We start from the raw sequence: 25,377 nt of genomic DNA, 5'->3' as shown, positions 1-25,377 counted from the left end.
CCAACCGGGTGGTGTCCCGCGACCGGCCGTCACCGTTGGGCGATTTGTCATACCGGGCGTGGCAGCATCGGGTGCCTCGGAGGTGATCCCATGTCACATCGGCCGCTTCGCGCCGCCTGCATCGCCGCGGCGCTCCTCGTCGCCGCACCGGTCCCGCGTGCCGGGGCCGAGCCCGCCCGCCCCGAGGCGGAGTCCGTCGGGGTCCTGCTCACCCGTCTGCAGGGGCTCTACCAGAAGGCCGAGGAGGCCACCGAGGCGTACAACGCCACCGAAGTCGCCCTCAGGGCCGGCCGGGAGGAGGAGCGGCAGCGCACCGCCGACCTCGGCCGGGCCCGTACCGCCCTCGACTCCGAGAGGGCCCTCGTCGGGCGGCTGGCCCGGGAGCACTACCAGGGCACCCGGGGCCTCTCCCCCTACGCCCGGATGCTGCTCGCCGGCACCCCCCAGGCGGCCCTGGACCAGCGCCGGCTCACCGCTCGCGAGGGCGCGCGGCGGGCCGGCGTGCTCGGCCGGCTCGCGCGCGGCGAGAAGAAGGCCGACGAGCTCGCCGTCCGGGCCCGCAAGGCCCTGGACACCCGGCAGACCCTGGCGGCGCGGCAGAAGCTCCACAAGGACGAGGTCGCGGCGCAGCTCAAGGAGGTCGAGCGGGTGCTCGCCTCGCTGACTCCCGATCAGCTCACCCGGCTCGGCGCGCGGGAGGCCGAGAACACCGCGGCCGCGCAGCGCGATCTGCTGGACTCCGGCCGGCTCCCCGCCCGCACCGGCACCCCCACGGCGGCCGGCGGCGCCGCCCTCACCTATGCGGCGGCCCAGATCGGCAAACCGTACGTCTGGGGCGCCGAGGGCCCGGGGTCCTTCGACTGCTCCGGGCTCACCTCGCAGGCCTGGGCGCACGCCGGGCGCACCATCCCGCGGACCAGCCAGGAGCAGTGGGCGCAGCTGCCGAAGGTGCCGTTGGACCAGCTCCGCCCCGGGGACCTGGTGGTCTACTTCCCCAAGGCCACGCACGTGGCCCTGTACGTGGGCGAGGGCAAGGTGATCCAGGCGCCGCGGCCGGGGGCGAAGGTGAAGGTCTCGCCCCTCGCCGCGAATCCGCTCCTCGGCGCCGTACGCCCGGACCCCGCCGGCACCCCGCTCGCGCAGTTCACTCCCCCGCCGCTGCCCGGGGCGGACGCGACGGGCACGGCGGGGGACGAGGACACCGGTTACTCGTCCGAGGAGGCGCCCGCCGAGGATGCCGCCACCGACGAGGCGACCTCGGCCACGTAGTCCGCCGCGTCCTCGGGGTCGTAGAAGTACGCGTCGAAGTCGGCCGGGTTGTCGAAGCCGTTGGCGAATCGATCCGCCACCGGCTGCAGCTGCCCGGCCGCGCCGATCAGGTTGAGCACGTGCTCCGGCGGAACGCCCAGCATGGCGTTCGTCCACTGGGTCACCGGCTTGCCCGTGGTGAACCAGTACTTGTCGAAGGTCGCCTTCATCCACGCCTCGTCGAACGGGTTCTCCCCGTGCATCAGGATCGAGGAGAGGTACGAGGCCGCGCACTTGGCGGCCGAGTTCGAGCCCTGCCCGGTGATCGGGTCGTTGGCGACGACCACGTCCGCGACGCCCAGCACCAGCCCGCCGCCGGGCAGCCGCCCGATCGGGTTGCGGACCACCGGCGCGTAACGGCCGGCCAGCGTCCCGCCCGCGTCCGTCAGCTCCACCTTCGTCGCCCGGGCGTACTCCCACGGCGTGAACTTCTCCATCAGCTCCAGCGTGAGCGCCAGGTGCTCCGCCGGGTCCTTGATCCCGTTGAAGACGTCCAGCGGGCCGCCCGGGAGGCCCTCCCAGAACAGGATGTCCGCCCGGCCCGAGGTGGTCAGGGTCGGCATCACGAACAGCTCGCCCACGCCCGGGACCAGGTTGCAGCGCACGGCCTCCGTGTCCGGGTGCTCGGCGCGCGGCCCGAGCCCGTGCACGTACGAGACGGCCAGCGCGCGCTGCGGGGCGTCGTACGGGGACCGTGCCGCGTCCCGCCCGAACATCGACACCAGCTCGCCCTTGCCTGCGGCGACCAGCACCAGGTCGTACGTACGGGAGAAGTAGTCGAGGTCGGCGACGGACGCCCCGTGGATGACCAGCTGCCCGCCGCGCTGCGCGAAGGTGTCCAGCCAGCCGGCCATCTTCACGCGCTGGTCGACGGACTGCGCGTACCCCTTGAGACGGCCCAGCCAGTCGACGGCGCGGGCCGCGTCGGGGGCGGCGACGGAGACGCCGAGGCCCTCGATCTTCGGGGCCTGCTGCTCCCAGAAGTTGATCTGGAGGTCGCGCTCGTGCTGGAGCGCCGTGTCGAACATGCACTGCGTCGACATGACCCGGCCGGTGCGGATCTCGTCCGCCGTCCGGTTGGACATGAGGGTGACCTCGTACCCCTTCGCCTGGAGGCCGAGGGCGAGCTGGAGACCGGACTGGCCGGCTCCCACGACGAGTATCTTGCGCATCTCACGTTCTCGATTCGGGTCTACGGGGGTACGGGCGTGCGGGCCCACAAACCCGCGGGTGTGCGGGTCTGCGGGTCCGCGGGTCTATTCGGGAGTGGTGTCGAGGGCGTGGCCCACCAGGGCCAGCAAGGACTCGATCACGGTGTGCCGGCGCCTCGCGTCCATGATCACGACGGGCACGTGGGCCGGGACGCTGAGCGCCTCGCGCACGTCCTCGGGCTCGTACGACTGCGAGCCCTCGAAGTGGTTGACGGCGACGGCGTACGGGAGCCCGCAGCTCTCGAAGTAGTCGAGGGCCGGGAAGGAGTCGCGCAGCCTGCGGGTGTCGGCCAGCACGAGCCCGCCGATCGCCCCCCGCACCAGGTCGTCCCACATGAACCAGAACCGCTCCTGGCCCGGGGTCCCGTACACGTAGAGCACGAGGTCGTCGTCGAGGGTGACGCGGCCGAAGTCCATGGCGACGGTGGTGGTGTTCTTGTCCGGGGTGCCGGACAGGTCGTCGGTCGGGACGCTGGCCTGGGTCATCACCGCCTCGGTGCGCAGCGGAGTGATCTCGGAGACGGACGAGACGAAGGTGGTCTTGCCGACGCCGAAGCCACCCGCGACCAGCACCTTGACGGCGACGGGCGCGCGGGAACGGTCGTACTGCCAGGGCTGGACGGGCTCGTCGCCCACGGCCGGCGACACCGGCTGATCAGAGACGGCGAAGACCACTGAGCACCCTTTCGAGCAGCGCGCGTTCGGGACGGCCCGTACCGTGGCCGGTCCCGTAGACCCGTATCCGGCCCTGGTCGGCGAGGTCGCTGACGAGCACGCGGACCACACCGAGCGGCAGTTTCAGCAGCGCGGCTATCTCGGCGATCGTGCGCATGCGACGGCAGACCTCGACGATGGCGGGCATCTCGGGCATGCGGTCGGGCTTCTGCGGCTGCGACACCTTGGTGTCCAGGGTGGCGACGAAGGTCTCGACGTTCAGGACCTGCGTGAACCGGGTGCGGCCGCCCGTGAGGGAGTACGGGCGGACGCGGGCGGGGCGGCGGTCGGCGCCGCGTATCGGCAGCCGGTCGGAGGCCGTACTCCTCACGGGGTGTTCTCCATCGACTGGCGCAGCTCGCTGCGGACTTCGGGGGTCAGGACGTGGCCGGCACGGCCGACGAACAGGGCCATGTGGTAGGCGACGACGCTCATGTCGCAGTCGGGGGTGGCGTGCACGCCCAGCAGTGAGCCATCGCTGATGGCCATGACGAAGACGGAGCCGTGCTCCATCGCGACCATCGTCTGCTTGACGGAGCCGCTGTCCATGAGGGCGGCAGCGCCGGTGGTGAGGCTTCCGAGGCCGGACACGATGGTGGCGAGGTCGGCGGACGCCCCCCGCGGGCCCTTCGGCCTGGCCTTGGTCTGCGGCTCGCCCGCGCCGCCCGTCGCCGGGTCGGAGGACAGGAGCAGCAGCCCGTCCGAGGAGACGACGGCGACGGAGTTGACGCCGGGCACCTCCTCGACCAGGTCGGTCAGCAGCCATTGCAGGTTGCGGGCCTGGGTGCTCAGTCCGTACGTACTGGGCGCGGTCATGTGCGTGCCTCCTGTGCGGTGTCCCCCTGGTCGGTCTTGCTGTGCCCCTGCCCCTGGTCCTGCGCATGGTCCTGGGCGAGCTCGGCGGCGACGACGCGTCGTCCGTCCTGGGCTCCCTGGTAGAAACCGCCGAGCCGGCGCCGGAGTTCGTCGGCGTCGATCCGGCGCGGTGGCTCGGGCGGCCGTACGTCGTCCGCGGGCCCGGCGGTGACGGTGCGCGGGGTCCGCTTCGGCAGGCCCTTGTCGGTGACGGCGTCGTCGGTGTCGGCGGGGTGGCTGCCCTGCCGGGGAAGCCAGTTGCCTTCGGCGGGGGCATGCCTGTGCGGGTCCCCTGCGGGGGGCTCGGCGGTGAAGTCCTGGTCTGCGGGCACCTCCCCTGCCGGGGCCCCTGCGGGGGGCTCGGCAGGGAAGGTCTGCTCCGCCAGGTGCCCTGCCGGGGGCTCGGCCGGGAAAGCCTGGTCCGCAGGCGCGTCCCCTGCCGGGGGCTCCGCCGGGAAGACCTCGTCCGCGGGCACGTCCCCTGCCGGGGGCTCCGCCGGGAAGACCTCGTCCGCGGGCACGTCCCCTGCCGGGGGCTCCGCCGGGAAGACCTCGTCCGCGGGCACGTCCCCTGCCGGAGCCTCGGCCGCGAAGACCTCGTCCGCGGGCACGTCCCCTGCCGGGGGCTCCGCCGGGAAGACCTCGTCCGCGGGCACGTCCCCTGCCGGGGGTGCGGCGGTGAAGATCTGGTCCGCCGGGGGCAGTCCGGCCACGGCGGGCGGCTCGGCCGTGAAGACCTGGTCGGCCGGGGGCAGTCCGGCCTCGGCGGCAGCCGGGACGGAGGCCTCCGCGTCAGCGGTCGGCTCCGCGGCCTCGGCCGGGACGGCGGGGCCGCCGAGGGCCTCGGCCAGCGTCACCGGGGCCACCGTGGTGGTGGGCACGCGGAAGGCGGGCTCCGCCTCTGCGTCGGCCGAAGCCGCGACGGCGGGCTCCGCGGCGCCGTGGGCTGCGGAGGCATCGGCGTCGGAAGCGGGGACCACGGGCTCCGCGGGCGCGGCGGCGGACGCATCGTCCGCAGGGGGGACCACGGGCTCCGCGGGCGAGGCGGCGTCGGTCGGGAGCTCGGGCTCCGTGGCGGCGTCGGTCTCGGAAGCGGCCCGATCCGCGGCATCGGCAGCCGGGACGGCCGGTTCCGCGGCATCCGCCGAAGCCGGGGCAGCCGGTTCCGCGGTATCGGTGGAAGCGGGGGCGGCGGGTTCCGTGGGGTCCGGGGCGGCGTGGGTGCCGCGGCGGCGGGGCGGGAGGGTGTTCTCGTTGGCCTCGGCGATCACGCCCGGCAGGTGCAGCGCGGGCGCGCCCGGCGTGGCCAGGGTGTGGACCGGGGAGACCGGCGGGGTGGGGGGCAGCAGAGCCGCCGGGACGACCACCAGGGCCTCGGTCCCGCCGTGCCGCCCGGCGCGCAGTTCCGCGGTGACCCCGTGCCGCGCCGCGAGCCGCCCGGCCACGTACAGGCCGAGGCCCAGGCCGTGTTCGGCCTCGGGCTCCTCGTCGTACGCATCGGGCGTGGACAGCCGGGAGTTCAGCGATTCCAGCCGGTCCCCGGTGACCCCGATGCCCTCGTCCACGACGGACAGCACCACGTCACCGGAGTCCAGCGTCCAGCCGGACACCTTCACCTTGACGTCCGGCGGCGAGAACGTGGTCGCGTTCTCCAGCAGTTCGGCCAGCACGTGCGAGAGGTCGTCGGCCGCGTGCCCGGCGACCTGGGTGTACGAGGGCAGCGCCGCGAGGTCGACGCGCTCGTAGCGCTCGATCTCGCTGACGGCGGCCCGCAGCACGTCGACCAGCGGGACCGGCAGCACCTGCCCGTGGCCGTGCTCCTGCCCGGCCAGGACCAGCAGGTTCTCGTTGTGGCGGCGCATCACGGTCGCCAGGTGGTCGAGCTTGAACAGGGTCGCGAGCCGGTCCGGGTCCTGCTCCTTGGACTCCAGCTCCTCGATGACCGCGAGCTGGCGCTCGACCAGTCCCAGGGTCCGCAGCGACAGCGAGACGGAGGTCGTCGACATGACGCGGCGGTGCTCCTCCAGCCCCGCCCGCAGCTTCGCCAGCTCCTCGTCCAGCACGTCCCGGCTGGCGGTCAGCGCCTCGTTGCGGCCGATGATCCGGCGGCGGTCGGCGTCGAGCCCGGCGATCCGGGTGTGCAGGGAGACCGTCTGGTCGCGCACCGCGTTCAGGTGGCGCACGACCTCGGCGAACTCGTCGTTGCGGCCGGTGAACCGCACCGGTTCCACCGAGCCCTCCGGCGTCGCCAGCCGCGCCGCGCCGCGCCGCAGGACGGACAGCGGCCGGGTCAGCGAGCGGGCGACGGCCGTCGAGACGCCGACGGCGATCAGGAAGAGCACGCCGAGCAGGGCGACCAGGGTTTCGAGCCGGGTCACGTCGTCGTCGCGCAGGGAGGCCAGGGCGGAGGCCCGCTGGCCCGCGAGGGTGGCCTCCACGGTCCGCATCCGGTCGATCCGGGCGGTGAGCGCGCTGCCGACGGCGGCCCCGTCGGTCTTGCGGTCGGCCGGGGTCAGGGTGGGCCGGTCGGTGAGCCGCTTGAGGAAGTCGTCGGCCGTCTTGACCTCGGGGCCGGTGACGGTGGCGGTGAGGGTCTGGCGCACGTCGGGCCGCGCGGCCCGCGCGAAGTCGTCCAGGGCGGCCAGCTCCCGTACGCGCGAGCGCTGGGCGGCGGTGGTGAGTTCGTCGACCACGGCCGAGCCCGGGAGCTGATCGCCGCGGGGGACGGCCAGCGCGGCGAGCAGCAGTCCGCGGGTGGCCGAGGCCTGTTCCACGGCCTGGCCCAGCGGCGCGAGCGGGCGGGTGGTGGTGAGGGCGGCCTCGGCGCGCGGCGGCGTCAGCTCGGCGAGCCGGTCGCCCGGGGCGAGGAGTTCCGTGATGACGCCGGTGTAGGCCTGGTGGGCGGCAAGGGCGGTGCCCTTGCCGTCGACGGCCTCGGTACGGACGGCCGCGACGCGGGCGAGGGCCCTCGCCAGGGGCTCGTCGACCTCGGTCGCGGCCTCGGCGATCTGCCGGTCGGTGCGCAGGATGCGTTCCTGGAGGGCGCCCCTGGCGGCGCCGGGGCGGCCCTTGGCGGCGTACTCGACCACGGCGTCGCGCTCGTCGGCGAGGACGTGCGCGACGGTGAGGATCTGCCCGGTCTGCTCCGCGAGGGTGACCAGCCGCTGGGAGTCGTTCAGCTCCCTCGCGGCGGTGACGACGGCGGGTGAGCCTGCCGCGAGGACGGTGAGGCCGGCGACGGCGACACCGACGACCAGCCTGCGGCGCACGCGGACGCGACGTCCTGCGGGGGCCGGGCCGTCGGCGGCGGTGCCGTTCTTCCGAGACCGCTTCTTCTGCACCGGTGCTCGCAATCCTGTACGTGTGCTTGTGCTCGTCTACTCGTGTGGCCGAGGTAACGGCCGGTCAACAAGTAAACGCCCCCTGCCCCCTCGTACCGCCTCAGACCTTTGCAGCGTGTTGGGGAGAGAGCCGCACATCGCCCACCCGGCCACTCGAACGAGTGAACATCACGGATGAGTTGGCGACCAACTCGGGCACCCTGCCCCAGAGCGCCGCCGTGGACAGGTGGTTGAAAGATCGATACGGGCTTTGGCAGGATGCCCGCCCACACGTCCGTCCGCTTGCCGGCGCCCTGCCCGGGCCCTCCCGGCCCGGCCCCGGACGGTCCGCGTACGCGCCCGCCCACCTCCTCCCGCTTTGGTACGGACCTGCACGTGCGGCGCGGTCCCCGCCCGGCAGAATGGTGGCATGCGCATCGACCTCGCCTCGGCCCCCGGCAGTGAAGAACGCCCCAATGAGGACTGGGTGTCGGCCGCGATCCCCGCCTCGGGCGGCGGTGTCCTGGTCGCCCTGGACGGGGTCACCCCGCCGAGCGGCGAGGACGGCTGCGTGCACGGAGTTCCGTGGTTCGCGGCCCGACTCGGCGGCCGGTTGACCGAACTGTCCGGTTCGCGGCGGGACATGACGCTGGACCGGATCCTGGCCGAGTCGGTCCGCGCAACAGCCGAGGCCCACCGCGACACCTGTGACCTTTCTCACGTCCGCACGCCGCAGGCGACGGTCGTCGTGGTCCGCTGGGACGAGGCCTACGTGGAGCACCTCGTGCTCTCGGACTCCGTACTGCTCCTCCAGGCGCCCGGGGGCGAGGTGACGGCGGTGCTCGACGACCGGCTGGACCGGGTGCCGCGGGAGGTGCTGCGCTCGGTCGCGGCGACGGACGCGCTGCGGAACGCGGAGGGCGGCTTCTTCACGGCGGCCGCGGACCCGGCGGTGGCGGCGCGGGCGCTGACCGGGCGCACCCCGCGCGGGCAGGTGCGGGCGGTGGCCGCGCTCACGGACGGTGCGAGCCGGTGGACGGACACGTTCGGGGAGGGCGACTGGGCCGAGTGCCTGGCGGTGCTGCGGAAGGAGGGCGCGGAGGGCCTGATCGGCCGGGTCCGCGCCATCGAGTGCGATCCGGCCCGGCCGCCGGCCCGGTACAAGCGGCACGACGACGCGTCGGCGGTCTACGCCGAGCTGTAGGAGCGGGCGCGGGTCGAGCGGGCGCCCCTACTCGGCGCCCGCGTTCAGCTGGTTCAGCAGCCGGGCCAGTTCCGCCACCTCGCCGCGGTCCCAGTCGGCGAGCTTGCGCATGTACTGCTCGCGCCGTGCGCCCCGTACCCGCAGGAACCGCTCGCGACCCTCCACGGTGAGGCCGACCAGGAAGGCCCGGCCGTCGGCGGGGTCCGGCTCGCGGGCCACGAGGCCCAGGACCTCCAGGGCCCGCAGCTGCCGGCTCATGGTGGCCTTGCCGACCCCGAAATAGGCGGCGAGCTCGGTGGCCCGCTGCCGGCCGGCCGCCTCCAGGCGTACGAGGAGCCCGTACGCGGCGGGCTCCAGCTCGGGGTGGAGCTCGCGGGCCATCTCGCCGGAGGAGGCGCGGGCGCGCCGGAGGAAGACGGACAGCTCCCGCTCCAGGGCAAGGAACTCCTGGTCTTCGCTCCCGTGCACGTCCCGCTCCTTCGATGGTGTGTGGCACCTCGGTGGGTGAGGGGCCAGTATTTCGCAGGGCCCGCGCCGACGGCCCGGGACCCCGCCGGAGCGGGGAGCCGGGCCGTGTGGTGGGGCGCGAGGCGGGCGCACGCAGGGCGCGCAGGGGCGCGCTGAGCGTGGAGGGGGCACGCGGCGGGCCGTGCGCCTCCCCGTCACGCCGCGGCGGCGACCTCCATCTCCGCCTGTGCCAGGGCGAGCTCCAGCACCTGGCGCACGTCCGTCACCGGGTGCACCTCCAGCCCCTCCAACACCTCCGCCGGGACGTCGTCCAGGTCGGCCTCGTTCCGCTTCGGGATGATCACGGTGGTCAGCCCGGCCCGGTGCGCGGCCAGCAGCTTCTGCTTGACCCCGCCGATCGGCAGGACCCGCCCGGTCAGCGAGACCTCGCCGGTCATGGCCACGTCGGTGCGCACCTGCCGTCCGGAGAGCAGCGAGGCGAGCGCGGTCGTCATCGTGATGCCGGCGCTCGGGCCGTCCTTGGGCACGGCGCCCGCCGGGAAGTGGATGTGCACGCCACGGTCCTTCAGGTCGGCGACCGGGAGCTCCAGTTCCGCGCCGTGCGAGCGCAGGAAGCTCAGTGCGATCTGCGCCGATTCCTTCATGACGTCGCCGAGCTGGCCGGTGAGGGTCAGGCCGGCCGCGCCCGTCTCCGGATCGGCCAGCGAGGCCTCCACGAACAGCACGTCGCCGCCCGCGCCGGTCACCGCGAGGCCGGTGGCCACGCCGGGGACCGCGGTGCGCCGCTCGGCCGGGTCCTGGGCGGACTCGGGCACGTGGTGCGGGCGTCCGATCAGCCCGCGCAGGTCGTCGGCGCCGATGCTGAAGGGCAGCTCGCGCTCGCCCAGCTCGTGCTGGGAGGCGACCTTGCGCAGCAGGCGTGCGATGGACCGCTCCAGGGTGCGGACGCCCGCCTCCCGGGTGTACTCGCCGGCCAGCCTGCGCAGGGCGTCCTCCTCCAGGACCACCTCGTCGGCGCCGAGGCCGGCGCGCTCCAGCTGGCGCGGGAGCAGGTGGTCGCGGGCGATGACGACCTTCTCGTCCTCGGTGTAGCCGTCGAGGCGGACGAGCTCCATCCGGTCGGCCAGCGCCTCCGGGATGGCCTCCAGGACGTTGGCGGTGGCCAGGAAGACGACGTCGCTCAGGTCGAGCTCCACCTCCAGGTAGTGGTCCCGGAAGGTGTGGTTCTGCGCCGGGTCCAGGACCTCCAGCAGGGCGGCCGCCGGGTCGCCGCGGTAGTCGGAGCCCACCTTGTCGATCTCGTCGAGCAGCACCACCGGGTTCATCGACCCGGCCTCCTTGATCGCCCGGACGATCCGGCCGGGCAGGGCGCCGACGTAGGTCCGGCGGTGGCCGCGGATCTCGGCCTCGTCGCGGACGCCGCCGAGGGCGACGCGCACGAACTTGCGGCCCATGGCGTGGGCGACCGACTCCCCGAGGGAGGTCTTGCCGACGCCGGGCGGCCCGACGAGCGCGAGCACGGCTCCGCCGCGGCGGCCGCCGATGACGCCCATGCCGCGTTCGCTGCGCCGCTTCCTGACGGCGAGGTACTCGGTGATGCGGTCCTTCACGTCGCTCAGGCCGGCGTGCTCGGCGTCCAGCACCGCCCGGGCCCCCTGGATGCCGTACCGGTCCTCGGTGCGCTCGTTCCAGGGCAGTTCCAGCACGGTGTCCAGCCAGGTGCGGATCCAGGACCCCTCCGGGCTCTGGTCGCTGGCCCGCTCCAGCTTCTCGACCTCCTTGAGCGCGGCCTCCCGCACCTTCTCGGGGAGGTCGGCGGCCTCGACGCGGGCCCGGTAGTCGTCGGACTCCTCGCCGTCCTTCTCCCCGTTCAGCTCGCGCAGTTCCTTGCGCACGGCCTCCAGCTGCCGCCGGAGCAGGAACTCCCGCTGCTGCTTGTCGACGCCGTCCTGCACGTCCTTGGCGATGGACTCGGCCACGTCCTGCTCGGCGAGGTGGTCGCTGAGCGCCTTGATCGCGAGCTTGAGGCGGGCGACGGGGTCGGCGGTCTCCAGCAGTTCGACCTTCTGGTCGACCGTCAGGAACGGCGAGTACCCGGAGTTGTCCGCCAGCGCGGACACCCCCTCGATCTGCTGGACCCGGTCCACGACCTGCCAGGCGCCGCGCTTCTTGAGCCAGCTGGTGGCGAGCGCCTTGTACTCCTTGACGAGCTCGGCCACGGATCCCGGCAGCGGGTCCGGCACGTGCTCGTCCACGGTCTCGCCCTCGACCCAGAGCGCGGCCCCGGGTCCGGTGGTGCCGGCGCCGATACGGACCCGGCCGCGGCCGCGGATGAGCGCCCCGGGGTCCCCGTCGGAGAGCCGCCCCACCTGTTCGACCGTCCCGAGCACACCCGTCGCGGCGTACTTCCCGTCGATCCGCGGCACGAGCAGCACCTGGGGCTTCCCGCTGCCCGCCGCGGCCTGGGCCGCCTCCACGGCCCCGCGCACCTCGGCGTCGGACAGCTCCAGCGGAACCACCATTCCGGGCAGCACGACCTCGTCGTCGAGCGGCAGCACGGGCAGGGTGAGTGTGACGGACGTCGAAGCCATGATCTTCTCTCCGGCAGTGAAGTTGAGCTATGCCGACTCAATGCATGTGCGCCCCCCAATGTTCCCCAACCCCCGTTCGCCGGGGGCGAACAGGGGTGGGCAGGGCGGGAAGCGCGGGGAGGTCGTTCTCGTGGCGGCCGTCACACGGCGGAGATCCGGACGTCGCCCGAGGTGGTCTTCGCGGAGAGCCGGGAGGGGGCCGAGGGGTCCGCGGGCAGGGTGATGTCGCGGCCGCCGGAGGTGGTGGAGACGTCGACCCGGTAGGGAGCCGTGGGGACCTTCAGCATGACGTCGCCCGAGGTGGTCTCGGCGAGCACCGAGGACGGGGCCGCGGCGAAGTCCATGCGGGCGTCGCCCGATTCCGAGTGGACGTCCGCGCTCGGGCCGGAGAGGCCGGCCGCGGTGATGTCGCCCGAGGAGGTACGGATCTTCAGCGGGCCCGCGATGCGCTCGGCCCGGACCTCGCCGGATTCGGCCTGCACCTCGGCGGCCGCCACGCCCGTGACGGTGATGCGGCCGCTGCTGCTCTCCAGCTTGACCCTGGCCGAGGCCGGGACCTCCAGGCGGTAGTCGATGTAGCAGTTGCCGGAGCAGCCGTTGGAGAAGCTGAGCACGCCCCCGCTGACCTGCTGGCCGGGGGTGGGGACCGTGTCGCCGCGGTAGTGGACGGTGCGGCGGACCGTGACGCCGGGACCCGTCCCCGGGGCGACCTCGATCGAGCCCGCCCGGGCGTCCGTCACCTCGACCGCCGCGACCGCCTCGGTGATCGTGGTGTCGGCGGTCGCCGTCTTCTTCGGTCCGTCCGAGAAGGAGCAGCCGGCCAGCAGGAATCCGGCCCCGAGGACGGCAACCGCGGTGCGGACGAGACGGCGTGACGTGGCGTGAGAGGTCATGGACCGATCCTCGCGCGGCACCGCCGCCCGGCCGATGGGGCCGGTACCCGGACCCGGGTGGGGTTAACCCCCGGTCGGGCCCCGGGGCGGGGTCGCACGAAAGGATGGGACATGTACCGAACAGGTGATCACGGTCGTATTTGGGGTTTTCGCCGGGCTGAATTCCGTTTGGCGCCGTCCGGCGCCCGGCGCGGGGGCCCTGGTACGGCCGTCCCGCGCCCTGCAACGACGGCTCGCACAGGAGGTTGACGGCATGTCCGGATACGCGCGCTCTCCCGAGGAACCCTCCGCAAGCGCACAGAAGGTGGATCAGGCCGCGCAGAACATCAACGGCCTGTTCGCACACCTGCAGGGCTCGGTCCAGGCGATCGGGAACCAGTGGCAGGGCGATGCCGCGAAGGCCTTCCAGAGTCTCGCCGAGCAGATCCACTCCAACGGCACGAAGATCCAGGGCTCCCTCCGGACGGTCGGGGAGAACCTCAAGGAGGCCGGCTGAACCGCGGCCGCCAGGACCGGACCGCCCGGTCCTGCATCCCCTCCCACACCAGCCGGCTCGGCTGACCCGCACCCGCCGACGAGAGATCCAGGGAAACCCGATGACCATCCGAGTCACCTTCGCGCAGCTGCAGTCCACCCGGTCCGACGTCCAGGGCACGGCGACCAGGCTCCGGACCGAACTCGACGACATGAAGTCCCTCGTCGCCAAGCTCGCGGCCGGCTGTGAGGGCGAGGCTTCGGAGTCCTGGCAGCGAGTACAGAAGGACTGGGAGACGAGCACGCAGCAACTGCACCGGATCGTCAGCGCGACCCAGCAGGCGCTCGGGCAGGCGGCGGAGAACTACCAGGCCGCCGAGAAGAAGAACGCCGGTAGGTGGGGCTGATCAGCCCGCAGCCGGGAGGGCCCTGCCCGGGCCGGTCGCGACCGGGCGCAGCGGCGAGGGCATGCCCCACTCGCTCCAGGAGCCGTCGTACACGGCCAGCTCCTCGTATCCGGCGAGGTCGGCGCCGAGGGCCAGCACGCAGGCGGTCACCCCGGAGCCGCAGCTGAAGTAGAGGCGTTCGCGCCCGCCCGCGACCTCCTCGAAGGCCGCGCGGAGCTCCCCGGCCGGGCGCATCAGGCCGTCGGGGTCCTGGAGTTCGCCGAACGGCAGGTTGACCGCGCCGGGCATGTGCCCGCCGCGCAGGCCCGGGCGGGGCTCGGGGGCGGTACCGGCGAAGCGTCCGCGGGTGCGGGCGTCGACGACGGCCGCGGCCGGATCGGCCAGGGCCGCGGCGACGGCCTCGCCGCCGACCAGCAGCCCGGGACGGGGCCGTGCGGTGAAGGAGCCGCGCGGGCCCTCGTAGGCCGGGCCGGTGTCCTCGACGGGCAGGCCGGCGGCGGTCCAGGCGGGCAGTCCACCGTCGAGGACGGCGACCCGGTCGAAGCCCATGGCGCGCAGCATCCACCAGGCGCGGGCACTGGAGTAGATCCCGGCGCCGTCATAGACGACGACGGTGTCCGAGTCGGAGACCCCGAGCGCCCCCATGGCCCCGGCGAACTCCCGGACCCCGGGCATGGTGTGCGGGGCGGGGGCCTCGTGGTCGGACAGGGCGCCGTCGAGGTCGAAGGGCCGAGCCCCCGGAATTCGACGCTCCGCACCCCGGTGGGCACCGACGGACGCATCGAGAACCACCAGCCCGGCCGCCCCGAGCCGCCCGCCCAGCCAGTCCGCCCCGACGAGCGCCCCGGGCAGCGGTTCGGCCTCCGGCCCGGGCAGCAGTCCAACCTCCGGCCCGGCCCATGCCCCGGCCCATGCCCCGGTCCCCGACCCGCGCAGCGCTCCGGCGAGCGGTCCCGCCGGTTCGCCGGCCGCCTGTTCTCCCGGTGCCGGTTCGCCCACCGCTGCGGGCACGGGCTCCTGGGGCGTGGCGTTGTGGGGCGTGGGCATTCGGCACCTCCGGCTGGGCGACGCGGGTCGCCCCATCCTCCTGCGCCGCCCGGAGCGCCGGCCGGGCGGGTCAGCGGCATGCGCCCCGGTGGGCGTAGACCGCGATGCGGGCTCCGCGGACGGCGGTCATCGAGCACAGTTCGAACCGGGTGGCCAGGGTCTCCCGCTTGGCCGCCTCCCGCGGGTACGGGTCCAGGGGCTGACCGGGCGGGTCCAGCAGGGCGATCACCCGCGGTGAGGCGAGCAGGGCCGAGCGGATCCGGTCCGGGGACAGCTCGGTGCCCTGGAGGCTGTGCGAAGCGGCCGGGGTCCGGTCCAGGGCCACGTCGCGCAGTTCCGCGTAGGCCCCGGGCGAGGAGAGCAGCCACTCGCGCCGGCGCGAGGGCATGAACACCACCGCGTCCCCCGGCCGGGCCCGCTCCCGGACCGCGGCGGCCACCGCGAGGACGTCGTCCTTGCGGCTTTCCGGCGTACGGAGCCACACCGACCAGATCCCGAACGGCACGAGCAGCGCCCCGGCCAGCACCCACGGCCACCACCCGCGGGCCGCCGCCAGCCGGGCCCCGGCCAGCAGGGCGGGTCCGGCCAGCGCGTAGAGCACGTACCGGTCGACGTACCAGGGGTGCAGCAGGGAGATCACCATCAGCAGCCCGGGCGGCAGCAGGGTGAGGGGAAGCGCCACCCGAACGAGGTCCTTCGCGGCCCCCCGCGCGAGCAGCAGGGCCGCGCCGCCCACCACCCCGTACGCCGCCCAGTCCTGCCAGCTCGGCCGGCCGAGCCAGCCGAGCTGCTGCTCGGCCTGCCGGGCGCTCACCACGGCCAGCGGCAGCAGCAGGACGACCACGGCCGCGGCGCTCCACCGCCAGCCGCGCGAGCGCCCCGCGGTGAAGGCGTGGGCGAGCAGGGCCAGTACGGCGAACTCGTGCAGCCAGCAGCCGAGCAGCAGCACCACCGTGTACGCCACCCACCGCTCGCGCAGCATCAGGTAGGTCGCCCACACCACGGCGGCCGCGACCAGGGCGTAGGAGCGCCCCTCCTGGGCGTACATCTGCACGGGCGGGAGGACGGCGTACACGCAGCCGGCGATCAGCGCGGCCCGCTCGCCCACCAGCCGGTGGGCGACTGCGGCCACCCCGGCGGCCGCGAGCGCGGTGGCGGCGACGGAGGGCAGCCGCAGCGCCCACAGGCCGCCGTCCCAGAGCTGGAACACGCCGTGCATGAGCAGGTAGTACAGGCCGTGGACGGCGTCGACCCCGCCCAGCAACTCCCGGATCCCGCCGAGCGGCCGGTGGGCCACCTGCCAGGTGACGGACTCGTCGCGCCACATGCTGGCGCTCCGCTCCAGGCCCCAGAGGCCGAGGGCCACGGCGAGCAGCGGCGGCAGCAGTCGCCAGGGGGCGATCCGGCTGATGTCGGCCTCCGTGGGCTGTCGGAACGGGTGTGCGGACTCCATACTCGGGGTTGGACCGGTGTGACTGCGGAGGTGGGTGTGCGCACGTTCCGAGCGGTGGCGGCCTTGGTGCTGGGTGCGGCGCTGCTGACGGGGTGCGGACCGTCCGCCTCCGCGGACAACGACGACACGCCCCCGAAGGCCTCCACGGCGTCGGGCCCGGGCCCGACCGGGAGCGCCCCCGACTCTGGAACGGGCCCCGGCCCCACCGCGAGCCCCACGGCCGGCCGGCTCCCCGCCCCCGGCGAGACCCTGGTCCGCGTCACCCGCAGCGGTGGCTTCGCCGGCCAGACCCACACCCTCATCGTCAAGGGCGACGGCTCCTGGACCCTGCTGGACGCCAAGGCGAAGCAGCAGCGCACCGGCACGATGCCGGAGGCCGGGCTCGCCACCTTGCGCACCGCCCTCCAGGAGGCGGACTTCGCCCACCTGCCCAGGATCGCCACCGGCGGCCCCACGATCTACGACGGGTACCACTACGCGTTCGCACACGGCGGCTACGAGGTGGCGGGCGACCAGGGCTCCCTGCCGCCGGCCCTGACGAAGGTGGTGGACGCGCTGCCCTCCTTCACGGCCGGCTAGGACACCCGGGCCAGGGACAACCGGGGCCTAGGGCGCGGCCGGGGCCGGCAGGCCCGTCCCCGAGGCCGAGAGCTCCCGCAGCAGCCGGTCCAGGAACCCGCGCAGCCGGGCCGGCATGTCCACGTTCCCGGGCGCCAGCACCCACTGGATCTGCAGGCCGTCCATGACGGCGGTGATCTCCCGCCCGGCGGCCTCGCAGTCGGCGTCCGGGCGCAGTTCGCCGCGCGCGACGCCCGCCTCCAGCACGTCGACGGTGTGGCCGATCACCCGGGCGTAGCGCTGCTCGAAGTACGCGTGGGCGGGATGTCCGGGATCGGCGGCCTCGCCGACCAGGGTGTTGAACATCCGGACGATCCCGGGCCGCCGCTCGTTGTCCGCGGCGAGGCCCACGAGGGTGGTGAAGTACGCGGCGACCGACGCGGCGGGTTCGCCGAAGAGGCGCTCCACGTCGTGCCGCTCGCTCTGTGCGAGCACCGACAGCAGCAGGTCCTCCTTGCCGCGGAAGTGGTGCAGCAGCCCGCCCTGGGTGATCCCGCAGCCGGCCGAGATCCGGGCCAGCGAGGAGGCGTGGAAGCCCCACTGTGCGAAGTGCTCGACCGCGGTGTCGAGGATCTTCTGCCGGCGGGCGTCGCCCACGGCGTAGGTCCCGCGCCCGGCGCCCTTCGGAGCCGCTCGCCCCGTGTCCCGTGCCATGCGCACCACCCTAGACGCCGCCCCTCCCGGCCCTCACGGAGGGTGATCCAGGTCACTTTTCAAAAACCTATCGGGCACAAGGTTTTCGGCTCTACCGTGACGCCCACGCCGCCGATCCGCCCGGTCACGCAGTCCAGGAGCCCCGCCGTGAACGCAGTCCCCGAGTACCAGGACGCCTCCCTCCCCGTCGACCGGCGCGTGGCCGATCTGCTCTCCCGGATGACGCTGGAAGAGAAGGCCGGCCAGCTCTTCCACTCGATGCTGATGATGAACGCGGACGGCAGCCCCGTCACCGAGACCGACGGCTCGATGCTCCCCTTCACCACGCCCGAGCTGGTCGAGGACCGCAACCTGTCGCACTTCAACCTGCTCGGCACCTACGGGGCCTTCGAGATGGCCCGGTGGCAGAACGCCGTCCAGGAGATGGCCGCGGCCACCCGCCTCGGCATCCCGGTCACCCTCTCGACCGACCCGCGCCACGCCTTCACCGACAACATCGGCGCATCCTTCAACGCCGGCGCCTTCTCCGCCTGGCCGGAGGCCCTGGGCCTGGCCGCGATCGGTGATCCCGAGCTCGTCCACCGGTTCGCCGACACCGTCCGCCGCGAGTACCTCGCCGTCGGCTTCCGCGTCGCCCTGCACCCGCAGATCGACCTGGCCACCGAGCCCCGCTGGGCCCGCCAGACCGGCACCTTCGGCTCCGACGCCGACCTGACCGGCCGGCTCGTCCAGGCGTACGTACGCGGCCTCCAGGGCCCGGCCCTCGGCCCCGGATCGGTGTCCGCCATGGTCAAGCACTTCCCCGGCGGCGGCCCCCAGAAGGACGGCGAGGACCCTCACTTCGCACACGGCAAGGAGCAGGTCTACCCGGGCGGCATGCGCGAGCACCACCTGGAGCCGTTCAAGGCCGCGATAGCCGCCGGGTGCGCGCAGATGATGCCGTACTACGGCCAGCCGATGGGCACCGACTGGGAGGAGGTCGGCTTCGGCTTCAGCAAGGGCGTGGTCACCGGCCTGCTCCGGGAGGAGCTCGGCTTCGACGGCATCGTCTGCACCGACTGGGGGCTGCTCAACGACGCGACGATCTTCGGGCAGGTGCATCCGGCGCGCGCCTGGGGCGTGGAGCACCTGAGCGTGGCCGAGCGGGCGGCCCGCGCCCTGGAGGCCGGCTGCGACCAGTTCGGCGGCGAGCAGTGCCCGGAGGTCATCGTGGAGCTGGTCCGCTCGGGCCGCGTCGCCGAGTCCCGGATCGACGAGTCCGTACGCCGGCTGCTGCGCGAGAAGTTCACGCTCGGCCTGTTCGAGAACCCGTACGTGGACCCCGACGCGGCGGCCGAGACCGTGGGCCGGGCCGACTTCGCGGCCATGGGCGCCGCGGCCCAGCGCCGCCCCCTGACCGTCCTCACCAATCCGGACGGCCGGCTGCCGCTGAGCGGGCGGCCCAGGCTGTACGTGCGGGGCGTGGACGAGGCGGTGGCCGCCGGGTACGGCGAGGTGGTCGGCGGACCCGCCGACGCGGACCTGGCCGTCCTCCGCCTGCGGACCCCGTACGAGCCCCGGGAGAACCTCTTCGAATCCTTCTTCCACTCGGGCTCGCTGGCCTTCCCCGAGCCGGAGCTGGCCGAGATCCTGGCCCTCCTGGACCGGGTCCCGACCCTGGTCTGCATCAACCTGGAGCGGGCCGCCGTCATCCCGGAGATCGCCGAACGCGCGGCCGCCCTGATCGCCGACTACGGCGCCTCGGACGCCGCCCTGCTGGACGTGGCCTTCGGCCGCGCCGTCCCCGCGGGCCGCCTCCCCTTCGAGCTCCCGCGCTCGATGGAAGCGGTCGCGGCCTCCCGCCCCGATGTGCCGAACGACACCCACGACCCGGTCTTCCCGTACGGGCACGGACTGACCCTGTAGAGGGCCGCAGACGGCGGGGCACCTGACCGGTCCCGCCCGCCGGGTGCCGGGCCCGTGGGGGGTCCGGCACCCGGTACATATCATTCCGCTTACGCTGCTCCAGCACATATGCCATGTCCGAACCCCACGTAGCCGCAGGCCGGTGCCTCCTCTACGCTGCACCCCATTCACGCGGGATCTTCAGGGGCGGAAATGGAACAGACACACACCACACACAACGGCGCCGCGGCGACACCCGGCGCCCAGCGGCGTGTGCTCGTCGTCGAGGACGACCACACCATCGCCGAGGCCATCGCGGCCCGCCTGCGCGCCGAGGGCTTCCAGGTGCAGACGGCTGCGGACGGCCCTGCCGCCGTCGCCGCGGCCGAGAGCTGGCTGCCGGAGCTGCTGGTCCTGGACGTCATGCTGCCCGGCTTCGACGGGCTGGAGGTCTGCCGCCGGGTCCAGGCGCAGCGGCCGGTCCCGGTGCTGATGCTCACCGCGCGGGACGACGAGACCGACCTGCTGGTGGGGCTCGGGGTCGGCGCGGACGACTACATGACGAAGCCGTTCTCGATGCGCGAGCTCGCCGCACGGGTCCACGTGCTGCTGCGCCGCGTGGAGCGGGCCACGATCGCCGCGCACACCCCGCGCGGGGCCACCCTGCGCCTGGGCGATCTGGAGATCGACCACGCGCAGCGCCGGGTCCGGGTGCAGACCGAGGACGTGCACCTGACGCCGACCGAGTTCGACCTGCTGGTGTGCCTGGCCGGTACCCCGCGGGCGGTGCTCTCCCGGGAGCAGCTGCTGGCCGAGGTGTGGGACTGGGCCGACGCGTCCGGGACCCGTACCGTCGACAGCCACATCAAGGCCCTGCGGCGCAAGATCGGCGCGGAGCGGATCCGTACGGTCCACGGCGTCGGGTACGCCCTGGAGACCCCGGCCCAGCCATGAACGGCCCGCCGACCGGACCGAGGCAGCGGCAAAGGCAGCGGCAGCGGCAGCGGCCCGCCGGGGGGCTGCGGCCCTTCTCGCCGTTCTCGATCAAGACCAAGCTGGGCACGCTCGTGGTGGTCTCGGTCTTCATCACGACCGGCCTGCTGCTGGTGGCCCTGCGCACCGACACCGAGCTGCGCTTCATCACGGTCTTCTCGGTGATCGCCTCGATGCTGATCACGCAGTTCGTGGCGCACAGCCTGACGGCCCCGCTGGACGACATGACGACGGTGGCCCGGGCGATATCCCACGGCGACTACACCCGGCGGGTGCGCGGGGCGGGGCGCCGCGACGAGCTGGGCGACCTGGCCTCCACCATCAACCTGATGGCGGACGACCTGGAGGCCGTGGACCGGCACCGCAAGGAGCTGGTCGCCAACGTCTCGCACGAGCTGCGCACGCCGATCGCCGCGCTGCGGGCCGTGCTGGAGAACGTGGTGGACGGGGTCTCGGCCGCCGATCCCGAGACCATGCGCACGATGCTGAAGCAGACCGAGCGCCTCGGCGGGCTCGTGGAGACCCTGCTGGACCTGTCCCGGGTGGACAACGGCGTGGTCCCGCTGCGCGCCCGCCGCTTCGAGGTGTGGCCGTACCTGTCGGGGGTGCTGAAGGAGTCGCGGCTGGCGGCCGCCGGCCGGCCGGGGCTGCTCTCCGGCTCGGGCGGGCACACCCGCAACGACGTGCACCTGCACCTGGACGTCTTCCCGCCCGAGCTGTGGGCGTACGCGGACAACGAGCGCCTGCACCAGGTGGTGGCGAACCTGATCGACAACGCGGTCAAGCACAGCCCCCCGCACGGCCGGGTCACGGTCCGCGCCCGGGCCGGCGACGCGCCCGGTGGCCTGGTCCTGGAGGTACGGGACGAAGGACCCGGCATCCCGGAGGCGGAGCGCCACCGGGTCTTCGAGCGGTTCAACCGGGGCAGCGCCCGCGGGGGCGACGGCGGCACCGGACTGGGGCTGGCGATCGCCCGCTGGGCCGTGGAGCTGCACGGCGGGCGGATCGGAGTGGCCGAATCGTCACGCGGCTGCCGCATCCTCGTCACGCTTCCGGGCAGCTCGCAGGCTCCGTGTTGACGTAGGGTTCGAGTGGGAAGGACATGATCTCGGCCACACGTACCCGGGGTCCGTCAGGGGTGCGAAGCCAAGGGGGCCGCAACCTCGGTGCCCCCTACCCGAACCACACTTGTTTCCCGCCATTCCAGGCGGTGAAACCCGCCGTTCGATGTGACCTGCGCGACGGATGTCCCGCCCGGTCTGCATCTCACGGTCCAGGAGGCGTAGCCTTTATTCCCGCTGTCCATACCTTGTGAAGCGGAAGAGGGCGGTTGCCGCCGTGTCGCCACAGTCCCCCAGTAACTCGAGCACCACGACCGAAGCAGCAGAAGGCGGGAAGAACCCTGCCTCAGGCTTCGGCGCGAATGAGTGGCTCGTCGACGAGATCTATCAGCAGTACCTCCAGGACCCGAATTCGGTCGACCGGGCCTGGTGGGACTTCTTCGCCGACTACAAGCCGGGGGGCGTCGCCGCTCCGGTGAAGTCCGCCGGTGCGGAGAAGCCCACGCCGACGACGGACGGCGCCTCCGCACAGGCCGCCACCACCGTCGCCCAGGCCCCGCAGGTCGCCGACGCCGCCACGGGGGCGGCGAGCGCCGCGCCCGCGACCGCCGCCCCGGCTCCCGCGCCCACGCCTGTGTCAGCTCCTGCCCCTGCTCCTGCCACCCCCTCTGGTGCCCCTGCTGTGACTGTCACCTCCCAGGCCCCGGCCGCCGCACCGGCCGCGCCCGCCCCCTCCGCCGTAGCGCCCCAGAAGCCCGGTGCAGGCACCGGCTCCACTGGAGCGGCTGGCGCCGCGCCCTCTGCTGCCGCCACCGAGGCCCCCGCGGGCCCCGAGCTGGTGACGCTCCGCGGCCCGTCGGCTGCCGTCGCCAAGAACATGAACGCCTCCCTGGAAGTGCCGACGGCCACGTCCGTCCGCGCCGTCCCGGTGAAGCTGCTGTTCGACAACCGCATCGTCATCAACAACCACCTCAAGCGCGCCCGGGGCGGGAAGATCTCCTTCACGCACCTGATCGGCTACGCGATGGTGCAGGCGATCAAGGCCATGCCGGGCATGAACCACTCCTTCGCGGAGAAGGACGGCAAGCCGACCCTGGTCAAGCCGGAGCACATCAACTTCGGCCTCGCGATCGACCTGGTGAAGCCCAACGGCGACCGCCAGCTCGTCGTCGCCGGCATCAAGAAGGCCGAGACCCTCAACTTCTTCGAGTTCTGGCAGGCCTACGAGGACATCGTCCGCCGCGCCCGCGTCGGCAAGCTGACGATGGACGACTTCACCGGTGTGACGGTCTCCCTGACCAACCCCGGCGGCCTGGGCACCGTGCACTCCGTGCCCCGCCTGATGCCCGGACAGTCGGTCATCATGGGCGTCGGCTCCATGGACTACCCCGCCGAGTTCCAGGGCACCTCGCAGGACACCCTGAACAAGCTGGGCATCTCCAAGGTCATGACCCTGACCTCGACCTACGACCACCGGGTCATCCAGGGCGCGGCCTCCGGCGAGTTCCTGCGCATCGTCGCGAACCTGCTGCTCGGCGAGGACGGCTTCTACGACGCCGTCTTCGAGTCGCTGCGCATCCCGTACGAGCCGGTCCGCTGGAACCGTGACATCGACGCCAGCCACGACGACGACGTCACGAAGGCCGCCCGCGTCTTCGAGCTGATCCACTCCTACCGGGTCCGCGGCCACGTCATGGCCGACACCGACCCGCTGGAGTACAAGCAGCGCAAGCACCCCGACCTCGACATCACCGAGCACGGCCTCACCCTGTGGGACCTGGAGCGCGAGTTCGCGGTCGGCGGCTTCTCCGGCAAGTCGATGATGAAGCTCCGCGACATCCTCGGCGTGCTGCGCGACTCGTACTGCCGCACCACCGGCGTCGAGTTCATGCACATCCAGGACCCGAAGCAGCGCCGCTGGATCCAGGACCGCATCGAGCGCCCGCACACCAAGCCGGAGCGCGAGGAGCAGCTGCGCATCCTGCGCCGCCTGAACGCGGCGGAGGCCTTCGAGACCTTCCTGCAGACGAAGTACGTCGGCCAGAAGCGCTTCTCGCTGGAGGGCGGCGAGTCCGTCATCCCGCTGCTCGACGCCGTCATCGACTCGGCCGCCGAGGCCCGCCTCGAAGAGGTCGTCATCGGCATGGCCCACCGCGGCCGCCTGAACGTCCTGGCGAACATCGTCGGCAAGTCGTACGCGCAGATCTTCCGCGAGTTCGAGGGCAACCTCGACCCGAAGTCCATGCACGGCTCCGGCGACGTCAAGTACCACCTGGGCGCCGAGGGCACCTTCACCGGCCTGGACGGCGAGCAGATCAAGGTCTCGCTCGTCGCGAACCCCTCGCACCTGGAGGCGGTCGACCCGGTCCTGGAGGGTGTCGCCCGCGCCAAGCAGGACGTCATCAACAAGGGCGGCACGGACTTCACGGTCCTCCCGCTCGCGCTCCACGGCGACGCGGCCTTCGCCGGCCAGGGCGTCGTCGCCGAGACGCTCAACATGTCGCAGCTGCGCGGCTACCGCACCGGCGGCACCGTGCACGTGGTCATCAACAACCAGGTCGGCTTCACCGCCGCCCCGGAGTCCTCGCGTTCGTCCATGTACGCGACCGACGTGGCCCGCATGATCGAGGCCCCGATCTTCCACGTGAACGGCGACGACCCGGAGGCGGTCGTCCGCATTGCCCGTCTGGCGTTCGAGTTCCGCCAGGCGTTCAACAAGGACGTGGTCATCGACCTCATCTGCTACCGCCGCCGCGGGCACAACGAGTCCGACAACCCGGCCTTCACGCAGCCGCTGATGTACGACCTGATCGACAAGAAGCGCTCGGTGCGCAAGCTCTACACCGAGTCCCTCATCGGTCGCGGCGACATCACCCTGGAAGAGGCCGAGCAAGCGCTCCAGGACTTCCAGGGCCAGCTGGAGAAGGTCTTCGCGGAGGTCCGCGAGGCCGCCACGGCTCCGGCCGCCGGCGCCCCGGTGACGCCCGCGCAGACCGCGCAGGAGTTCCCGGTCGCCGTGAACACCGCGATCTCGCAGGACGTCGTCAAGCGGATCGCCGAGTCCCAGGTCACCATCCCCGAGGGCGTCACCGTCCACCCGCGTCTGCTGCCGCAGCTGCAGCGCCGCGCGACGATGATCGACGAGGGCACCATCGACTGGGGCATGGGCGAGACCCTGGCCTTCGGTTCGCTGCTGATGGAGGGCACCCCGGTCCGGCTGTCCGGCCAGGACTCCCGCCGCGGCACCTTCGGTCAGCGCCACGCGGTCCTCATCGACCGGGAGACGGGCGAGGACTACACCCCGCTGCTCTACCTGTCGGACGACCAGGCCCGCTACAACGTCTACGACTCGCTGCTCTCCGAGTACGCGGCCATGGGCTTCGAGTACGGCTACTCGCTGGCCCGCCCGGACGCGCTGGTCCTCTGGGAGGCCCAGTTCGGTGACTTCGTCAACGGCGCGCAGACCGTCGTCGACGAGTTCATCTCCTCGGCCGAGCAGAAGTGGGGCCAGACCTCCGGCGTCACCCTGCTCCTCCCGCACGGCTACGAGGGCCAGGGCCCGGACCACTCGTCCGCACGTCCCGAGCGCTTCCTCCAGATGTGCGCGCAGGACAACATGACGGTCGCCATGCCGACCCTGCCGTCGAACTACTTCCACCTGCTGCGCTGGCAGGTCCACAACCCGCACCACAAGCCGCTCATCGTCTTCACCCCGAAGTCGATGCTGCGTCTGAAGGCGGCGGCGTCGAAGGCGGAGGAGTTCACGACCGGTTCGTTCCGTCCGGTCATCGGTGACACCACGGTGGACGCGAACGCGGTCCGCAAGGTCGTCTTCTGCGCGGGCAAGGTCTACTACGACCTGGAGGCCGAGCGCGAGAAGCGCGGCATCACCGACACCGCCATCATCCGCATCGAGCGCCTGTACCCGCTGGCGGGTGCGGAGCTCCAGGCGGAGATCGCCAAGTTCCCGAACGCGGCGAAGTACATCTGGGCCCAGGAGGAGCCGGCGAACCAGGGTGCGTGGCCGTTCATCGCGCTGAACCTGATCGACCACCTCGACCTGGCGGTCGGCGCGGACGTCCCGGCGGGCGAGCGCCTGCGGCGCATCTCGCGCCCGCACGGCTCGTCGCCGGCGGTCGGCTCCGCGAAGCGCCACCAGGCGGAGCAGCAGCTCCTGCTGAACGAGGTCTTCGAGGCGTAGTCGCCGCGCGGCTCAGCAGTG

The 25,377-nt window shown here is 73.2% G+C and carries 20 protein-coding genes; 9 read left to right on the top strand and 11 right to left on the bottom strand.

Going from position 1 to position 25,377, the window contains the following annotated elements; translation table 11 throughout:
- Positions 1 to 90 precede the first annotated feature (90 nt).
- Positions 91 to 1,269, top strand: coding sequence for an NlpC/P60 family protein (locus OG332_RS29480; protein ID WP_327416297.1), 1,179 nt, complete (start codon positions 91 to 93; stop codon positions 1,267 to 1,269).
- Here the strand turns inward: OG332_RS29480 and OG332_RS29475 are convergent.
- From OG332_RS29475 to OG332_RS29455, 5 genes are all read right to left on the bottom strand, one after another.
- Complete coding sequence (locus OG332_RS29475; protein WP_327416296.1) at positions 1,206 to 2,480, bottom strand: styrene monooxygenase/indole monooxygenase family protein; 1,275 nt, start codon at positions 2,478 to 2,480, stop codon at positions 1,206 to 1,208. The genes OG332_RS29480 and OG332_RS29475 overlap by 64 nt on opposite strands.
- Positions 2,481 to 2,564: 84 nt before the next feature.
- Positions 2,565 to 3,194 (bottom strand): GTP-binding protein, encoded by a 630-nt coding sequence (locus OG332_RS29470; protein ID WP_327416295.1) that lies wholly within the window; start codon positions 3,192 to 3,194, stop codon positions 2,565 to 2,567.
- A complete protein-coding gene (locus OG332_RS29465) occupies positions 3,175 to 3,564 on the bottom strand; it encodes a DUF742 domain-containing protein (protein WP_327416294.1) in 390 nt (129 codons plus the stop codon). The genes OG332_RS29470 and OG332_RS29465 overlap by 20 nt, the downstream gene beginning before the upstream one ends.
- Positions 3,561 to 4,049: a roadblock/LC7 domain-containing protein gene (locus tag OG332_RS29460; RefSeq protein ID WP_327416293.1), complete on the bottom strand. Its 489-nt coding sequence runs from the start codon at positions 4,047 to 4,049 to the stop codon at positions 3,561 to 3,563. The genes OG332_RS29465 and OG332_RS29460 overlap by 4 nt, the downstream gene beginning before the upstream one ends.
- The gene (locus tag OG332_RS29455) at positions 4,046 to 7,429 is read right to left on the bottom strand and encodes a sensor histidine kinase (protein WP_327416292.1); all 3,384 of its coding nucleotides are present in this window, start codon (positions 7,427 to 7,429) and stop codon (positions 4,046 to 4,048) included. The genes OG332_RS29460 and OG332_RS29455 overlap by 4 nt, the downstream gene beginning before the upstream one ends.
- A gap of 409 nt (positions 7,430 to 7,838) precedes the next feature.
- Between OG332_RS29455 and OG332_RS29450 the strand changes: the two genes are divergently transcribed.
- Positions 7,839 to 8,612: a protein phosphatase 2C domain-containing protein gene (locus tag OG332_RS29450; protein WP_327416291.1), complete on the top strand. Its 774-nt coding sequence runs from the start codon at positions 7,839 to 7,841 to the stop codon at positions 8,610 to 8,612.
- Between the two features lie 27 nt (positions 8,613 to 8,639).
- Here OG332_RS29450 and OG332_RS29445 read toward each other — a convergent pair whose 3' ends face one another.
- From OG332_RS29445 to OG332_RS29435, 3 genes are all read right to left on the bottom strand, one after another.
- Positions 8,640 to 9,080, bottom strand: a complete 441-nt coding sequence (locus OG332_RS29445) for a MarR family winged helix-turn-helix transcriptional regulator (protein WP_327416290.1) — start codon at positions 9,078 to 9,080, stop codon at positions 8,640 to 8,642.
- A gap of 194 nt (positions 9,081 to 9,274) precedes the next feature.
- Positions 9,275 to 11,671: an endopeptidase La gene (lon, locus tag OG332_RS29440; protein WP_327416289.1), complete on the bottom strand. Its 2,397-nt coding sequence runs from the start codon at positions 11,669 to 11,671 to the stop codon at positions 9,275 to 9,277.
- A gap of 140 nt (positions 11,672 to 11,811) precedes the next feature.
- Positions 11,812 to 12,564, bottom strand: coding sequence for a DUF4097 family beta strand repeat-containing protein (locus OG332_RS29435; RefSeq protein WP_327416288.1), 753 nt, complete (start codon positions 12,562 to 12,564; stop codon positions 11,812 to 11,814).
- A gap of 253 nt (positions 12,565 to 12,817) precedes the next feature.
- Between OG332_RS29435 and OG332_RS29430 the strand changes: the two genes are divergently transcribed.
- Together OG332_RS29430 and OG332_RS29425 are read left to right on the top strand one after the other, a co-directional pair.
- Complete coding sequence (locus tag OG332_RS29430; protein WP_327416287.1) at positions 12,818 to 13,060, top strand: WXG100 family type VII secretion target; 243 nt, start codon at positions 12,818 to 12,820, stop codon at positions 13,058 to 13,060.
- A gap of 100 nt (positions 13,061 to 13,160) precedes the next feature.
- Positions 13,161 to 13,445 (top strand): WXG100 family type VII secretion target, encoded by a 285-nt coding sequence (locus OG332_RS29425; protein ID WP_327416286.1) that lies wholly within the window; start codon positions 13,161 to 13,163, stop codon positions 13,443 to 13,445.
- Here OG332_RS29425 and OG332_RS29420 read toward each other — a convergent pair whose 3' ends face one another.
- Together OG332_RS29420 and OG332_RS29415 are read right to left on the bottom strand one after the other, a co-directional pair.
- Positions 13,446 to 14,492, bottom strand: coding sequence for a sulfurtransferase (locus tag OG332_RS29420; RefSeq protein WP_327416285.1), 1,047 nt, complete (start codon positions 14,490 to 14,492; stop codon positions 13,446 to 13,448). It abuts the gene before it with no gap.
- Between the two features lie 70 nt (positions 14,493 to 14,562).
- A complete protein-coding gene (locus OG332_RS29415; protein WP_327416283.1) occupies positions 14,563 to 15,945 on the bottom strand; it encodes a glycosyltransferase family 39 protein in 1,383 nt (460 codons plus the stop codon).
- A gap of 36 nt (positions 15,946 to 15,981) precedes the next feature.
- Here OG332_RS29415 and OG332_RS29410 point away from each other — a divergent pair, with 36 nt between their 5' ends.
- Entirely contained in the window at positions 15,982 to 16,524 is a 543-nt protein-coding gene (locus OG332_RS29410; RefSeq protein WP_327416282.1) for a hypothetical protein, read from the top strand.
- A gap of 27 nt (positions 16,525 to 16,551) precedes the next feature.
- Here OG332_RS29410 and OG332_RS29405 read toward each other — a convergent pair whose 3' ends face one another.
- The gene (locus OG332_RS29405; protein WP_327416281.1) at positions 16,552 to 17,217 is read right to left on the bottom strand and encodes a TetR/AcrR family transcriptional regulator; all 666 of its coding nucleotides are present in this window, start codon (positions 17,215 to 17,217) and stop codon (positions 16,552 to 16,554) included.
- A 147-nt stretch (positions 17,218 to 17,364) separates the two neighbouring features.
- Between OG332_RS29405 and OG332_RS29400 the strand changes: the two genes are divergently transcribed.
- The 4 genes from OG332_RS29400 (at position 17,365) to OG332_RS29385 (ending at position 25,356) form a co-directional block, all read left to right on the top strand.
- A complete protein-coding gene (locus OG332_RS29400; RefSeq protein WP_327416280.1) occupies positions 17,365 to 19,122 on the top strand; it encodes a glycoside hydrolase family 3 protein in 1,758 nt (585 codons plus the stop codon).
- 192 nt (positions 19,123 to 19,314) lie between these two features.
- Entirely contained in the window at positions 19,315 to 20,055 is a 741-nt protein-coding gene (locus OG332_RS29395) for a response regulator transcription factor (RefSeq protein WP_327416279.1), read from the top strand.
- On the top strand, positions 20,052 to 21,173 hold the full coding sequence (locus OG332_RS29390; RefSeq protein WP_327416278.1) for a HAMP domain-containing sensor histidine kinase: 1,122 nt from the start codon (positions 20,052 to 20,054) through the stop codon (positions 21,171 to 21,173). The genes OG332_RS29395 and OG332_RS29390 overlap by 4 nt, the downstream gene beginning before the upstream one ends.
- Positions 21,174 to 21,432: 259 nt before the next feature.
- Positions 21,433 to 25,356, top strand: coding sequence for a multifunctional oxoglutarate decarboxylase/oxoglutarate dehydrogenase thiamine pyrophosphate-binding subunit/dihydrolipoyllysine-residue succinyltransferase subunit (locus OG332_RS29385; protein ID WP_327416277.1), 3,924 nt, complete (start codon positions 21,433 to 21,435; stop codon positions 25,354 to 25,356).
- Positions 25,357 to 25,377 lie beyond the last annotated feature (21 nt).

Source organism: Streptomyces sp. NBC_01233, assembly GCF_035989305.1.
Taxonomy (GTDB): Bacteria; Actinomycetota; Actinomycetes; order Streptomycetales; family Streptomycetaceae; genus Streptomyces.
This window is presented reverse-complemented; position numbering and strand designations above follow the sequence as displayed.